Here is a 13589-nt window from a genome sequence, read left to right as displayed (position 1 = left end):
AAATTTTCTTGTTTTGTGGGGGTCTTAAACGCCGTTTATTCATCCACCAGTCGCAAAAAATACCCAAGTGAATTCTGGCGACTGGCACCTTTATTCTGTTTGATAAGTCAGAAGCGAACTCACGCGCAACTGTTTACGCCGACCTACTTAAAATTATGTCTAATAACGCAATTATTCAATCTGAATTATTGGAAGACAAAGCTGATAATAAGCAAAACCTCTGTCAGATTCTCAGCGTACAGGAATTAAGTCTTCTAAACGATCGCTCCAACTCCAAAGGGCTGCTTCAACTGGCTTTTCATCTCACTGTTATGGGTTGCAGTGGCTACCTGTGGGCAACGAATTTTGGCAATTGGTCAGTAGCTATACCAGCATTGGTAATCTACGGCTTCAGTCTGGCTTCGATGTTTGCACCGATGCATGAATGCGTTCACAGAACAGCTTTCGCTCACAATCGTTTGAATGATGCTGTAGCTTGGTTTTCCGGCTTGCTCTCATTTTACAACAGCACGTTTTTTCGTCGTTATCATAAGTGGCATCATCGCTACACTCGCGTTCCTGACAAAGATCCAGAACTGACCGATCTTAAACCGAGTAACTTGGGCAAATACTTGTTGATAGTTAGCGGTTTACTGTGGTGGTGGGGTAAAATACGGGGGCATTTTCAGGTTGCAACTGGTCAATTTGACGATTTTCCATTTGTGCCAGAAGCAGCACGAGCCGAAGTTATTCGTTCTACACGTTGGCAATTAGGTATTTATGTAGGTGCGATCGCTCTCTCAATTCTAGTTGGTCAGCCTTGGTTTTTACTCTATTGGCTGCTGCCCCTGTTTGTCGGTCAGCCGATTCTCCGGTTTATTCTACTGGCAGAACATACAGGTTGTACTCTTGACGCAAATCTGCTCACCAATACACGCACAACGCTGACCCTCTGGCCTGTACGATTTTTTATGTGGAATATGCCATTTCATGCAGAGCATCATTTATACGCATCAATTCCGTTCCACGCCTTACCAAAAGCACATCAGCAGTTGAGCCAACACTTTACCCACATTGAACCTGGTTATATGAAAGTCAACTGGGATATCATAACCAATTCCTAATTCCTAAAGAGATAAGTAAATCTTGTCATTAAATCTCAGTCAGTTTCCTGTTAACAGTTGCTGAAGAATGATTAAGAAAAACGAGTATAGACAAACATGATAAAAATGCTAGCTGAAAACTTGATGGGAATTGAAGCAAGATTAGAAATTAATTGGGTTTGGCTAAATGCCAGCTTACAGTTTGTTAGTTGGGGACTTTTTTCACTCTTACTCGCTGAGGTGTTGAGAGACAGCTACCATGCTTTGTGTCATCAAGTTAATTGGCTTGCAAAATGGCACAACAAGCACCACATGGCCTATCGCCGCGATTTATCGATAGTTTCCCTGAAAGTTTATCAAGAATCTCAGCTCTATCACGACATTTTAGAGTCGAGTCTACTGCTAATGGTATTGGTAGTCATTGCCTTAATTGTCCAGCAAATAGGGTTATGGTTGGGAGTAGCTTATGCTTGTACCTTCTTGTATGGCGCGTCTGTGCGATATTTTCAGGGAAAAATTGATACAGACTACAACCACCTACCCGGCCCTTTAGAGACAATTCCATCCATTTGGTGGGTGAATCGGTCTTACCATTGGCGGCATCATTTTGATGATGTCAACGCTTACTACAGTGGTGTCTTTCCCTTAGTGGATAAAGTTCTTGGTACAGGACTTTCTCTCAAAGGGAAAACCATCGCTTTAACCGGAGCATCAGGAGCGTTGGGACAAGCATTAGCGGCTGAACTTGTAAAAAATAATGCTAAAGTCGTCGCATTAACCACTAATCCAGAAAAATTAGTAGAGCAAGTTGGGGTGAAGGTGGTTCCCTGGCAGTTGGGCAATGAAGCCAATCTGAGGGATAGTTTAGAGAAAGTAGATATTTTAATTATCAACCACGGTGTCAATGTCTACACCAGCCGCACACCAAAGTCCATCAACTCCTCCTATGAGGTGAATACCTTTTCAGCATTGCGGTTGATGGATATATTTTTGACAACTGTGACAGGCCCACAAGCAAAAGCAACTAAGGAAATTTGGGTAAACACTTCTGAGGCTGAGGTTTCTCCAGCGCTGAGTCCGCTATATGAACTGAGCAAACGAGCGCTAGGAGATATTGTTACGCTGAAACGTTTAGATGGGGATTGTGTAATTCGCAAGTTAATTCTTGGCCCGTTTAAGAGTCAACTCAATCCCTATGGAGTGATGTCTGCACAACAAGTTGCTCGTGCTATCTTATTTTTGGCACGGCGAGACTTCCGAAATATTATTGTAACGATAAATCCTCTTACCTATCTGCTGTTTCCCTTAAAGGAAACTAGTACATGGCTATACTATCGAGTTTTTAGTCGAACAGCGAAAAGTTAATAATTTCCAGGTGATAATGCATTCAGCACTCAGCACTTTTTCGGTCATAAGGTGGGTTATGGTACTGGTTTGGGGCTGGCGATGCTTGCGGTGGGCTACGCCTACGCATATCAGATTGTACTAGAAAAACTTCAGGTTAAAATTACTTGCCATTGCGTGTTCTAATCTTTTAGTAGACTTACGAAAGTCCGCCTACACAAAAGACTTCAAGCCAGTTTTGGCAAGCTTTTTCAGAACAAAGGGACAAACAAACTTATGGGACTTTTCGATCAAATTCTTGGTGCTGTGGCTAATCCTAATCAACAGGGCAGCTTAGGTCAACTGGGAAGTATTGTTAACACTGTACAGCAGTTGAGCGATCGCACAGGCACAGACCCGTCTACCATCCAATCAGTTTTGTCAATAGTGGGTGGTCAAGTGCGTTCTGCTTTACAAGACAAGCAAGCCACAGATGGTAATGAAGCCGCCCAAACTCTAGTGAATCAATATGCTGGTACTTCACCTAACCCCGAAGCCGTCGATTCGCTGTTTTCTCCTGACACACAGCAGCAAGTAGCTGAAGTTGCTGCCCAGCGTACTGGATTGGATGCTGGTATAGTTCAACAATTGCTGCCTTTAGCAGTACCTTTAGTACTAAATTTTTTACAATCAGGTGCAAATGCTCAGAATCCCCAAGCTGGCGGAAATCCTGTGCTAAATTCCTTCTTGGATGCTGACGGCGATGGTGATGTCGATATTGCTGATGCCATCCAAATGGCTAGTCGGTATATGAGATAGTAACAATTCCTAACTCCCGACTCCTAACCGGAGGCGAAGCGTCTCCGGCTCCGCTCCTAACTCCCCATTACCCCTTATCCCCAGAGGGGGCCCCACCTTCCCCACTCCCCACTCCCCACTCCCCATAGAAATCAGACAGTCTATGTCTAAATTTTTTGACTATATTACTGAGGAACTGCAAGACTTCATTGCAGCCCAACACCTTTTCTTTGTTGGCTCTGCACCCTTGAGTCCTACGGGTCATGTTAACCTGTCTCCTAAAGGTTTAGGCTGCTTTCGCATCCTTTCTCCGCACCGAGTAGCTTACCTAGACCTAACAGGCAGTGGTAACGAAACATCAGCTCATTTGCAAGAAAATGGGCGGATAACCTTCATGTTTTGTGCCTTTGAGGAACCCGCGTGTATCTTGCGTCTTTACGGTCAAGGAAGCACGATTTTACCGAGTTCTCCAGACTGGAACTCCCTGTACTCTCTGTTTTTGCCGATACCTGGAACTCGTCAAATTATTGTCGGTGACATTGAAGAAATACAGACTTCCTGTGGTTTTGGCGTACCACTCTATGAATATCGAGGTGAGCGCCAGACTCTAGTAAACTGGGCTAGTAAAAAAGGCGAAGAGGGAGTTCGAGAATATCAACAGAAGAAAAATCTGGTCAGTATTGACGGTTTAGCGACACCACTGAGTAAATTACCCTAAAGAAAGACAAAAGCAGACTTTGGGGCATGAGTTATGGATTATTCTATCCGTCCACTCACACAAGACGCAATTCGCAATACTTCTCTACGAGAGGCTGCGCCAACGGCTGCGCTCAGTACAAGTTCGCAATTACGTTTTGTGACGGGGATTTTAATTAGGCGTTCAATTCCTGCTGCCACAAGAGGCAGGGGAATTAAACTGAACATACTTTGTTAAAAATTAAAAATTAAATTTTTAATTTTTATGAGCCTTTCGGGTTGGTGTCACCACCAATTATTGCTTGGAACAAGTTTGCTACTAAAGATAAAAATGCCGAAACTAACACTACCAGCATTAAACTAGCAAGGGCAGCAAAGGGAGAGATGATGAATAAGAGTAAGAGGGCAAACATCAAAATAGTTAATAATGTTTTATTCATCTTTTTTCACCTTTAATAGTTTCTATTCTCAAGCTTATCAACTAAGTCATGAACTTGACCAGAGTCAACAGAAGGAATTATTCTTAGAGAATTTTTTAAAAGTATTTGGCGAATATAATTCGCTACTACACAAGCTCTCGTCCACCTCCGTGGACTAATGCCAAATCAAAGGTTTTCTAACCCGCGTAGGTGATTTCTAATCGCCAGGTCTATTTGCTTCAAAATTTCTTTACTCCCACGTTATTCTATGAAAAAGATAAAACTGTTGCGATCGCGGGGAGGTTTTTCCCGATTAGGGAATTCCAACAACTAAATCATCCCGTAAAATAGACAGGCGAGAACCCTGCTTTAGATAAAATATGGGAAAATCTTTGGGAAATACCTCAAGACTCAGAACTCGCTACTTAATCTGCTCACTCAGGACTCAGGACGCTTTATGTTAGCAAGCACAATTTTGCAGGATGGAAAATATACCTTAATTCAAGAAATAGGACGGGGTGGTTTTGGCATTACCTTTAAAGCTACCCATCACTACTTGGATCAGGAGGTGGTGATGAAAACCATCAATGAACGTCTGCGACAACATCCTGATTTTGCGAAATTCGAGCGTCAATTCCAAGATGAAGCCAGACGATTAGCTACGTGTATCCACCCAAATATAATCAGAGTCAGTGACTTTTTTGTTGAAGCTGGACTGCCTTACATGGTGATGGAATACATTCCTGGCCAAACCTTGGGAGATGCATTTGTATTACCAGGGATCGCAATGCCAGAAGCCACAGCAATTCATTACATCCGGCAAATTGGGGCAGCTTTGCAGGTAGTACACAACAACGGTTTATTACACCGGGATGTCAAACCAGATAATATCATCCTTCGCCTGGGAACGCAGGAAGTAGTACTGATTGATTTTGGCATTGCCAGGGAATTTAATGGCGGTGTCAGGCAGACTCATACGGGTTTGGTTTCTGAGGGTTATTCTCCCATTGAGCAGTATCTGACGCAAGCGCCGCGCACACCCGCCACGGATGTTTATGGTTTGGCAGCAACTTTGTATGCACTGTTGACAGCCCAAGTTCCTATACCAGCATTATTGCGCGATCGCGAGCAAATGCCTTCCCCCCGCGAACTACAACCACACTTGAGTGCATCTGTCAACCAAGCGGTAATGCGCGGTATGGCGGTGGAGTCTCGTTTTCGACCAGCGACAGTTGCTGAGTGGTTACAACTGCTACCTGGAAATGGGGCGAATGTGACACCGCAAGCCACTTACAGAGTACCAACTGTCAATTTATCTGCCCAGCAAGCACCAACTTTAATTGGGAAAACTGCCCAAAATCGGATTCATAGACCATCTGCCTTGGCGCAGCCCAACCCAGACATGGCTAAAGAAACTGTACTGGCTAAAAAACTGGGGTCATCTAAGATATATATTGGTATGGGTATAGCCCTAGTTGCTGCTACAGCAGGTTTTGGCATCACGAGCATGTTACCCAAATCTCAGCCGCAGCCAACCGCAAAGCCGCTTTTTGAACAGCCAACTCAACAACCACCCGCGAAAGTACCTAACTTCGATAGTACATCTTCACCTCCGGGTGAACAGACTAACACCACCTCAAGAACCGAATCAGCACCTGTCTCTAATTCCAAGCAGCGTCGGCGCAATCGTCGTACTTCCCAACAAGAATCTTCCAGCAGCAACCCCACACCAGAATCACAACGCGGCAATTCCCAACAATCCACACCTTTACCAAACGTTTCACCCACACCCTCGCTAGTGGAAAAACTACGGGCGGTCCGGTCATCTCGTAAAGCCTCCCCCACACCATTGCCACAAAATAACTTACCCGCTTCTAGTCAAGATTCTACCTTCCCGAAAGCTGTGAATCCGTCGAATCCTGTGGTCATCCCAGCAGCGCCACCAACGAAATCCAAACAGTCAGATCCTTCTGCTGTAGTAGTACCAACACTGGAAAAACCAAATTCACCGACTAATAGTCAACCCCAAAATGATCAGCAATTCAAGGAAAAGCTACAAGATGATAATAATTAGTCAATTTTAGATTTTGAATTTGGGATTTTGGTCGTTATTTGCTATTCTGCACAACAATTTCCCCCTTCTGATTAATCTTCACCAGATTTTTGGGAAAAGCTTGATTATTCAAATAACGCATAAGTCTTACAGTCTGAAAACGCTGATCAATATGAGGGATTCCCTGGCGATCCATCCGTACCGGAATAATTTTAGATGAAACCAAATCTCCCACGGAGTTAAGTTTTACTTCTAAAATCATTGAGTCACCCGTCTCGGCATTTGTAGATAAAGTCCGATATCCCAAAAAGTTTCCTAAAGAATAGGCAATGATTTTTCCCTTATAAATTTCCATCGCTCTGGGAACATGAGGCCCATGTCCTAGTACTAAGTCTGCTCCTGCATCAATCATATTTCGAGCAAACTTGAGCGAATTACCTCGGTTTTCTCCATAAAAAAACTCTGTCTGATTCTTAATATATAGTGCAGCCGTTCCCTCGGCTCCAGCGTGCATCGATACTACTACAATGTTGGCATTATTTTTAGCTTCTGCTACGAGTGCTTGGGCTGCTTTTAAATTATGCATGGAATTATACATTTCATAAGCAGAAAACCCGACCATAGCCACGGGGATATTGTTCGCTTTCAAATAGAGAATTTGATTTTTATGACCTAATGTTGCAATGCCCACAGCCTCAAGATTTTTCATTGTATCTTTGAAGCCTACCGGGCCAAAGTCCATTGCATGGTTATTCGCCATATTAAACACATTAAGTAGGTGCGCGGAAAAATTTACAACTATGTAACGAAAAGTTAAGCAGATGAATTAGAATTAAATTTTACACGCTCTGTACTGTAGTTCCCTTTTTCTCCTCTAGCTTGAATACCGTCAATTACGGCATAAGCAAGGTCTAATTCGTCATCAAATATTCGCCCAGATAGCTCATCTTTTTTCAGGTGTTGCCATTCCAATTCAATTGGATTCATCTCGGAGCAATACTTGGGTAAAAAGAAGATGTATAAACCCATCTGTTCCCACTTTGACCATAGCTCTTGTACTTCTTTACATCTATGTATTGGTCCGTTATCCTGCACAATTACCCTTATGCGTCCTAATTCCGATGCATCAGCCGCTTCTTTTTCCATCATTTCGATATAAGACTTGCGGTTAACACCCCCAATCACCAAACCATAAACAAAGCTTATTATTGGTTGGATAAACCCGATAATACTTAATCTACGACCCCGGCGCTTTGTTTGTTCTAAACGTTTTTGTTCACCCCTGAAATAATAGGTGTAACCCGGTTCGCTCCACATACAAAACCCGGATTCGTCTAGATATTTAAGGTCTATTTCTCCTGCTGCGGCTGATAATTCCAACATATCTAGGTCTGCTTGTTTCCTACCTTTTGCGATCGCGTCTTGTTTTCTATGGTGACTTTTTCTTGCCCGTTTCCAATTGACCCCCTTTTTTTGAGTACCCGTCTTAATCTATCGGGACTCAGTTGCACGTTGCGCTCTGTATTTAACTTCTCTGATAATTGAGAACTATTGTAAGTAGGTAGGCACGAAAAAACCAAACTATGTGAAGATAAATAAATACGGAGAAAGAATCTATTGAGGGAACTAAAACATGGGTCCGCGTTTAAGAGTATTTCTAACTCGTGAGCAAGACCGAACCCTTTTAAACCTAAAAACAGCAGATGTACCACAGAAAGTCAAAGACCGAGCCGAAGTAATCAGGTTAAACGCGCATGGCTGGTACGTGGAAAAAATAGCTGCTCATGTCAAGTGGACATCACAGACAGTAAGAGAGGTTTTGCATAAATGGAAAAAAGATGGTTTAGAAGGGCTTTGGGAACTCTCTGGTAGAGGGGGGAAACCAAAATGGCAAGAAGAGGACATAGTGTTTTTGGAAGAATGCCTCAAAAAAGAACCACGAACATACAACAGTCTTCAATTAGCTCAAAAACTTCACAGCGATAAGCCTTCGGCATAGCTTCGCTTACCGCCAAATTGAATTGAGTCCCGACAGGTTAAGACGGGTACTCAAAAAAAGGGGGTGATTTGGAAACGTGCCAGGAAGAGTCATAAAGGGAAACAAGACCCTGTAATACGGGAAAAAAAACAAGCAGACTTAGATATGCTCGAATTAGCTGCTGCTGCCGGAGAAATAGACTTAAAGTATTTGGACGAATCAGGGTTTTGTGCATGGAGCGAACCTGGATACACCTATTACCAACGAGGGGAGCAAAAGCATTTAGAACAAACAAAGCGTCGTGGTCGGAGATTAAGCATTATTGGGTTTTTTCAACCTTTAATCAGTTTTATTTACGGTCTTGTGATCGGGGGTGTTGGTCGTAAATCTTACATCCAGATGATGGAATATGAAGCCCTTGACACCCAAAAGGTTGGCCGCATCAGAGTAATAGTGCAGGACAACGGTCCAATTCATCGATGTCAGCAAGTTCAGCAGTTATGGTCAAAGTGGGAACAGATGGGTTTGTACATGTTCTTTTTGTCCGCATACTGCTCCCAGATGAACCCAATTGAATTGGAGTGGCAGCATCTAAAAAAGGATGAACTATGTGGGCAAATATTTGATGATGAGTTAGACCTCGCTTACGCCGTGATGGATGGCGTTAAAGCTAGGGGAGAAAAAGGCAACTACAGTACACAGCGTATTAAATTTGACTCTAATCGCTCTGGCTAATTTTTTGTTACATAGTTATAAATTTTCGCGCCCACCTACTTAATCCCGTTTCAGACAACATCGGTTATATAGCAATCCGATTTGATTTGTGGAAAAATCTAAGTATATGTAGGGTGTGTTATCGCGTAGCGTAACGCACCTGGAATCAGAGGTGGTGCGTTACGCCAAAGGCTAACGCACCCTACGTATATTTCAAAAATCAAATATCAGTCCTATATATAGTTGAGGGCGCACAGATATGTGCCCTTACTGGCAATCTTTTTGAACGGAGAGGGGGGGATTCGAACCCCCGTTGAGTTTCCCCAAAACGCATTTCGAGTGCGTCACCATCAACCACTCGGACACCTCTCCAGCTATATTATTCACACATTTGAGTATCTATTTTATATTCAAATGGGGTGAAGTAAGGGAAATTTTAGCGTATTTCCGATACTACTATAACATTATCGCTTTATCTGCGTAACGGAGTGCTTCGGAAACGCCAATCTGGTGATGGGTTACACAGCATGGAAGGCATTTGGCCTTGCAGAGAAAGCGGGATGATTTTGCTAGTTTTGTAGCATGGGCCGAAAAGCCCGTCCCTTGTATTTCGAGGCAGACAAGACTTCGGCGTGAGCGCTCAGTCGAACGCTGCCCACCCTACAAGAATCATCCCTTGATTCAGCAACGTCAGGCATTTTAGTCATTTGGGCGGGGAGTTGTCATTTGTGATGCGGATACTCAAGTTACTCACCCGACAATTACTAGTGGGTTTTATTTGCGAACGCATCAGCGTTGCAAAGCAACCTCGCAAGTCCCTTTGCTCCTCCATTCTCCCAGCAGTTGCAAAATCGTCCTGGTCTCGTAGAGAAGGTTGAACCTCAGTTTGAGGTCAAATTTATGACACTAACTAAAAATTCCTCTGCCCGATTGTTACGACAAGTTTGCAAATGTTGAGAATAATTTCAACAGAGTATAATACCCTAAAAGTTACTTTATGTATCAATGCTGAAATCAAAATCAATCAAAATTCCCAAACCAACTCGCTACCAAAATGCGGCGATAGATTATTACATGGGACTCACAAATTCCCCCTATCTCCATTACGGGTATTGGGAACCACTACCTACTGTGGGTGAGGAATTGAGCATAACTCGCCTGCGTGCGGCTCAGGAAGCCTATGCAACCAAGCTTTTCAGTTTCATTCCAGAGAGTACAAAAACTGTGCTTGACGTAGGCTGTGGTATTGGTGGTAACGCAGCATATTTGTGCGATCGCGGTTTTGGCGTTGAGGGATTAGCACCCGATGCACTCCAACAGGAGAAGTTTATTAAGAATACCAACGGTCAAGTAACTTTTTACTTAACGAGATTTGAAGATTTTCACACCTCACACTCCTATGACCTAGTTCTGTTGAGTGAAAGCAGCCAATATATTGGTGCTGAGGATTTAGCTCAAGGTGCAGCTCGTTTATTAAGCAGTGGTGGCTACCTATTGCTTGCGGATATGATGCGTTCTGATGCTGGATATCGAGAGGGCATTTTTTCTAATTGTCATGTCGCTAGCGAGCTTGAGACAGCGTTGATACAGGCTGGATTTAAGTTAATTAAGACTGAGGACATCTCCACCCAAGTTGCGCCAACCATTGACTTGTGTCTTGATAACTTTCGTACTTTTGGACTGACTACAATCAAATATATTGCTGATGTTGTAGCGATCGCACTCCCACCATTACACGCACTTGGTCGTTTAGCGTTCAAGCGCTGGCTGGAAAAGCCGATTATCGAGGGATTAGCAGCACGCGCCATTTTTGATAGCCATCTCTGTTATCAAATCCAACTCTGGCAGTTATCAATTCATGAAGTTAACCAACATAACCTGTGAAACATCCTCTAAGATTGGCAACAAGCTTTTATCGCCAAGAATATATTAGCAATTGGTTAGAGGATGTTTTTTTTAACAGGGTTTTTTAACTCTCATGGTAAGCATAGCGAAGCATCTCAAGACATGGCTGAAACGTTGTTTTTTCGTTGTAGTTGATCTAAGTCAGAACCACAAAATTATACCTTGTGAGACTTTTAAAACAACCTCTTATATAAAACTTCCCCGAAGTTACCCATGACTGTACAAAGAAAGGACTTAGGCGTTTACTTTCTGCTTAATTTTCAATGGGTCGCTTTGGGTAGGAATTAGCTTACAGTTTCTAACCCTAAGACTGACAATCTTCAAAGGTGCGTCACCGATAGCGTTAGCGAGTCATTGAGCCTCACAGTTCGTCGTAGACATCGCTTCTCTAACTGCCAAAGTATTATGTAGTCGAATACCGTGCAGCATACAGCTTGAGGTTTTGCATGAAAGTAGCAGTCTTCAGTACAAAAGCCTATGATCGGCATTTTTTGTCAACTGTAAATTCTCCCACCCAACACGAGTTAGTGTTTTTTGAACCTCGTTTAAATCGGGATACAGCTATCCTCGCCGCCGGATTTCCGGCGGTTTGCGTATTTGTGCATGACCAAGTTGACGCGCCAACTTTAGAGCTTCTCGCCTCATGGGGAACTCGGTTGGTTGTCCTCCGTTGTGCAGGGTTTAACAATGTAGACTTACAAGCTGCCGCAAACTTAGGAATTACCGTTGTGCGTGTTCCCGCCTATTCACCTTACGGGGTAGCAGAACATGCCGTGGGATTGATTTTAAGCTTGAATCGCAAAATTCATCGTGCCTATAACCGTGTCCGAGAAGGTAATTTTTCCCTAGATGGACTGTTAGGATTTAATTTGCATGAGCGCACAGTCGGGATTATCGGCACCGGCAAAATCGGTCTGATTTTAGGACAGATTATGAAGGGGTTTGGCTGTGAATTACTCGCCTATGACGTTTATCACAATCCCGAATTGGAGGCGCTAGGTGGAAAGTATGTAGAACTACCTGAGCTATTAGCCAACTCCGATATTATCTCCCTACATTGCCCCCTGATTCCCGAAACGCATCACTTGATCGACACTGAGGCTATAAAACAGATCAAGTCAGGTGTGATGCTAATTAACACTAGCCGAGGAGCGCTAATTGATACCCAAGCAGTGATTGAGGGATTGAAGTCTGGTAAGATTGGCTATCTCGGTGTGGATGTCTACGAACAAGAATCGGAATTGTTCTTTGAGGATTTGTCTGGTGAAATTATTCAAGATGATATTTTCCAGCGTTTGACGACGTTTCCCAATGTACTCATTACCGGACATCAAGCCTTTTTTACAGCAGAAGCTCTCCACAATATTGCAGAAACAACTTTTGCTAATATTGCTGATGTTGAACAGGGTCATTCCTGTGCTAATGAAATTCGCGCACAACCGTCAGCTTAGGTAATGGTTCGCGATCGCTAATCTGCATATTCATTGTCCCAATCTTTTACCCACTTGTTGGATTGCCTTGTCAAAAGCACGAATCTCTTTTTCCCAATGCTTAATTAAACCTTCGTCAAAAAAACTCTTCTCTGATTGCAGTCTAATCTTTTCTTGATGTTCAGTAATTCTTTAGACTTATCCGGAAATGAGAACTTTATTTGGCTGAAACCTAGCTCTGGAGAGGGTTTTAGAGGTTCCTGTTTTATATAAGCTAAAAAGCCAGCTATGTAAGGGTTTCAGCTATTTTGAGGTTTATTTGTGGATAAGTCTTTTGAGCTAAAGATTCAATCGCCTTTTGATGGTGCCTCGCCGCGTTTACTTTGAACGATAGGCAACACGGAGACTTTGGACTAAAATCACCAGAGATGCTATCGCCATCAAACCGCCCCAAAACCAGTAAGGTAAAAGCAAATACCGCTGCATTTGCGCTGTATCAGAGAGTCCAAGGGAGCCAGCAGAACTACTAAATAGATAATCAAGTTGATGGTACGTACTTACACAAGCTTGTACACCTAGCAATTGAATGGCAAACCCTTGGGCCCAGCGAGGTGCTCTCAGGGCGATACCCAAGATGATTAAACCCAGCAAGGGAATTGCCACCAATCCAAACCAGGAACGTATCCAAATTAATGTGGAAAATAGCAAAAAACTCCCTAATATTTTTAAACAGAGGGTTGCTGCTCTAAAACTGCGGGAAGCCAGAATCAAAGCTGCACCGGCAAGAGGCGGCCCCATTGGCCCTGCTGCTGCGACCATTGCCGGGCCAATTGGCCCCAATAATGGCCGGATGCCATAAGTTGCGACACCGGAACCATTGCTAAAAATCTCTAATTTCTGAAACTGTCCCCCTAATAGAAGTGCCATTAAACCGTGACCCATTTCATGAAACCAGGTTGCCAGGATCGTAAATGGGTATAAGATATAATCACCTCCTGGTACTTGCCACAGTAAAGCAGTTGCGATCGCTGCTGCAATTAGCCAGGTTAGCCCCATGCCTTCAACAACTGGCGGGGCTTCTTTGGTCAGCAAGGGTTCAAAATTTTTACTTGGTTCCCTCATAGGTCACTCGATTTTAGATTTTAGATTTTAGATTTTAGATTTTAGATTTTAGATTTTAGATTTTAGATT

The 13589-nt window shown here is 43.2% G+C and carries 10 protein-coding genes, 1 tRNA gene and 3 pseudogenes; 8 read left to right on the top strand and 6 right to left on the bottom strand.

Annotated elements, in window-relative coordinates:
• Nucleotides 1–155: 155 nt before the first annotated feature.
• The 4 genes from PUQ00_RS29555 (at nucleotide 156) to PUQ00_RS29540 (ending at nucleotide 3921) form a co-directional block, all read left to right on the top strand.
• Complete coding sequence (locus PUQ00_RS29555; protein WP_300423255.1) at nucleotides 156–1103, top strand: fatty acid desaturase family protein; 948 nt, start codon at nucleotides 156–158, stop codon at nucleotides 1101–1103.
• Nucleotides 1104–1199: 96 nt separating this feature from the next.
• Complete coding sequence (locus PUQ00_RS29550) at nucleotides 1200–2447, top strand: bifunctional sterol desaturase/short chain dehydrogenase (RefSeq protein ID WP_300423253.1); 1248 nt, start codon at nucleotides 1200–1202, stop codon at nucleotides 2445–2447.
• Nucleotides 2448–2702: 255 nt separating this feature from the next.
• The gene (locus PUQ00_RS29545) at nucleotides 2703–3224 is read left to right on the top strand and encodes a DUF937 domain-containing protein (RefSeq protein WP_300423252.1); all 522 of its coding nucleotides are present in this window, start codon (nucleotides 2703–2705) and stop codon (nucleotides 3222–3224) included.
• A gap of 142 nt (nucleotides 3225–3366) precedes the next feature.
• A complete protein-coding gene (locus PUQ00_RS29540; protein ID WP_300423251.1) occupies nucleotides 3367–3921 on the top strand; it encodes a pyridoxamine 5'-phosphate oxidase family protein in 555 nt (184 codons plus the stop codon).
• Nucleotides 3922–3959: 38 nt separating this feature from the next.
• Here the strand turns inward: PUQ00_RS29540 and PUQ00_RS29535 are convergent, their stop codons facing one another.
• Nucleotides 3960–4127 (bottom strand): hypothetical protein, encoded by a 168-nt coding sequence (locus PUQ00_RS29535; RefSeq protein WP_300423249.1) that lies wholly within the window; start codon nucleotides 4125–4127, stop codon nucleotides 3960–3962.
• A 35-nt stretch (nucleotides 4128–4162) separates the two neighbouring features.
• On the bottom strand, nucleotides 4163–4339 hold the full coding sequence (locus PUQ00_RS29530) for a hypothetical protein (RefSeq protein ID WP_300423247.1): 177 nt from the start codon (nucleotides 4337–4339) through the stop codon (nucleotides 4163–4165).
• A gap of 436 nt (nucleotides 4340–4775) precedes the next feature.
• Here PUQ00_RS29530 and PUQ00_RS29525 point away from each other — a divergent pair, with 436 nt between their 5' ends.
• A complete protein-coding gene (locus PUQ00_RS29525; RefSeq protein ID WP_300423246.1) occupies nucleotides 4776–6392 on the top strand; it encodes a serine/threonine-protein kinase in 1617 nt (538 codons plus the stop codon).
• Between the two features lie 34 nt (nucleotides 6393–6426).
• Here the strand turns inward: PUQ00_RS29525 and PUQ00_RS29520 are convergent.
• Both PUQ00_RS29520 and PUQ00_RS29515 read right to left on the bottom strand, forming a co-directional pair.
• Nucleotides 6427–7143 (bottom strand): annotated as a pseudogene (locus PUQ00_RS29520) (CapA family protein); the annotation flags it as partial.
• A gap of 41 nt (nucleotides 7144–7184) precedes the next feature.
• Nucleotides 7185–7930: pseudogene (locus tag PUQ00_RS29515) on the bottom strand (IS630 family transposase); the annotation flags it as partial.
• A 74-nt stretch (nucleotides 7931–8004) separates the two neighbouring features.
• Between PUQ00_RS29515 and PUQ00_RS29510 the strand changes: the two are divergent.
• A pseudogene (locus PUQ00_RS29510) lies at nucleotides 8005–9084 on the top strand (IS630 family transposase).
• 266 nt (nucleotides 9085–9350) lie between these two features.
• On the opposite strand, the gene PUQ00_RS29505 reads toward PUQ00_RS29510, so the two are convergent.
• Nucleotides 9351–9435, bottom strand: a tRNA-Ser gene (locus PUQ00_RS29505).
• Nucleotides 9436–10068: 633 nt separating this feature from the next.
• Here PUQ00_RS29505 and PUQ00_RS29500 point away from each other — a divergent pair.
• Both PUQ00_RS29500 and PUQ00_RS29495 read left to right on the top strand, forming a co-directional pair.
• A complete protein-coding gene (locus tag PUQ00_RS29500) occupies nucleotides 10069–10947 on the top strand; it encodes a class I SAM-dependent methyltransferase (protein WP_300423244.1) in 879 nt (292 codons plus the stop codon).
• A gap of 467 nt (nucleotides 10948–11414) precedes the next feature.
• On the top strand, nucleotides 11415–12419 hold the full coding sequence (locus tag PUQ00_RS29495; protein WP_300423242.1) for a 2-hydroxyacid dehydrogenase: 1005 nt from the start codon (nucleotides 11415–11417) through the stop codon (nucleotides 12417–12419).
• Nucleotides 12420–12776: 357 nt separating this feature from the next.
• On the opposite strand, the gene PUQ00_RS29490 is transcribed toward PUQ00_RS29495, so the two are convergent.
• Entirely contained in the window at nucleotides 12777–13520 is a 744-nt protein-coding gene (locus PUQ00_RS29490; protein WP_300423241.1) for a M50 family metallopeptidase, read from the bottom strand.
• Nucleotides 13521–13589: the final 69 nt, after the last annotated feature.

Source organism: Nostoc sp. S13 (assembly GCF_029379315.1).
In the GTDB taxonomy this organism is placed as follows: domain Bacteria; phylum Cyanobacteriota; class Cyanobacteriia; order Cyanobacteriales; family Nostocaceae; genus Nostoc.
Note: the sequence above shows the minus strand (reverse complement) of the source record. Positions and strands in the feature narration are given on the sequence as shown.

What these genes read in the sequence shown, in the direction of transcription:
- PUQ00_RS29500 (WP_300423244.1), top strand. Translation starts at nt 10,069, where the DNA reads ATGCTGAAATCAAAATCAATCAAAATTCCCAAACCAACTCGCTACCAA.
- PUQ00_RS29490 (WP_300423241.1), bottom strand. Translation starts at nt 13,520, where the DNA reads ATGAGGGAACCAAGTAAAAATTTTGAACCCTTGCTGACCAAAGAAGCC.
- PUQ00_RS29535 (WP_300423249.1), bottom strand. Translation starts at nt 4,127, where the DNA reads ATGTTCAGTTTAATTCCCCTGCCTCTTGTGGCAGCAGGAATTGAACGC.
- PUQ00_RS29555 (WP_300423255.1), top strand. Translation starts at nt 156, where the DNA reads ATGTCTAATAACGCAATTATTCAATCTGAATTATTGGAAGACAAAGCT.
- PUQ00_RS29495 (WP_300423242.1), top strand. Translation starts at nt 11,415, where the DNA reads ATGAAAGTAGCAGTCTTCAGTACAAAAGCCTATGATCGGCATTTTTTG.
- PUQ00_RS29525 (WP_300423246.1), top strand. Translation starts at nt 4,776, where the DNA reads ATGTTAGCAAGCACAATTTTGCAGGATGGAAAATATACCTTAATTCAA.
- PUQ00_RS29540 (WP_300423251.1), top strand. Translation starts at nt 3,367, where the DNA reads ATGTCTAAATTTTTTGACTATATTACTGAGGAACTGCAAGACTTCATT.
- PUQ00_RS29530 (WP_300423247.1), bottom strand. Translation starts at nt 4,339, where the DNA reads ATGAATAAAACATTATTAACTATTTTGATGTTTGCCCTCTTACTCTTA.
- PUQ00_RS29550 (WP_300423253.1), top strand. Translation starts at nt 1,200, where the DNA reads ATGATAAAAATGCTAGCTGAAAACTTGATGGGAATTGAAGCAAGATTA.
- PUQ00_RS29545 (WP_300423252.1), top strand. Translation starts at nt 2,703, where the DNA reads ATGGGACTTTTCGATCAAATTCTTGGTGCTGTGGCTAATCCTAATCAA.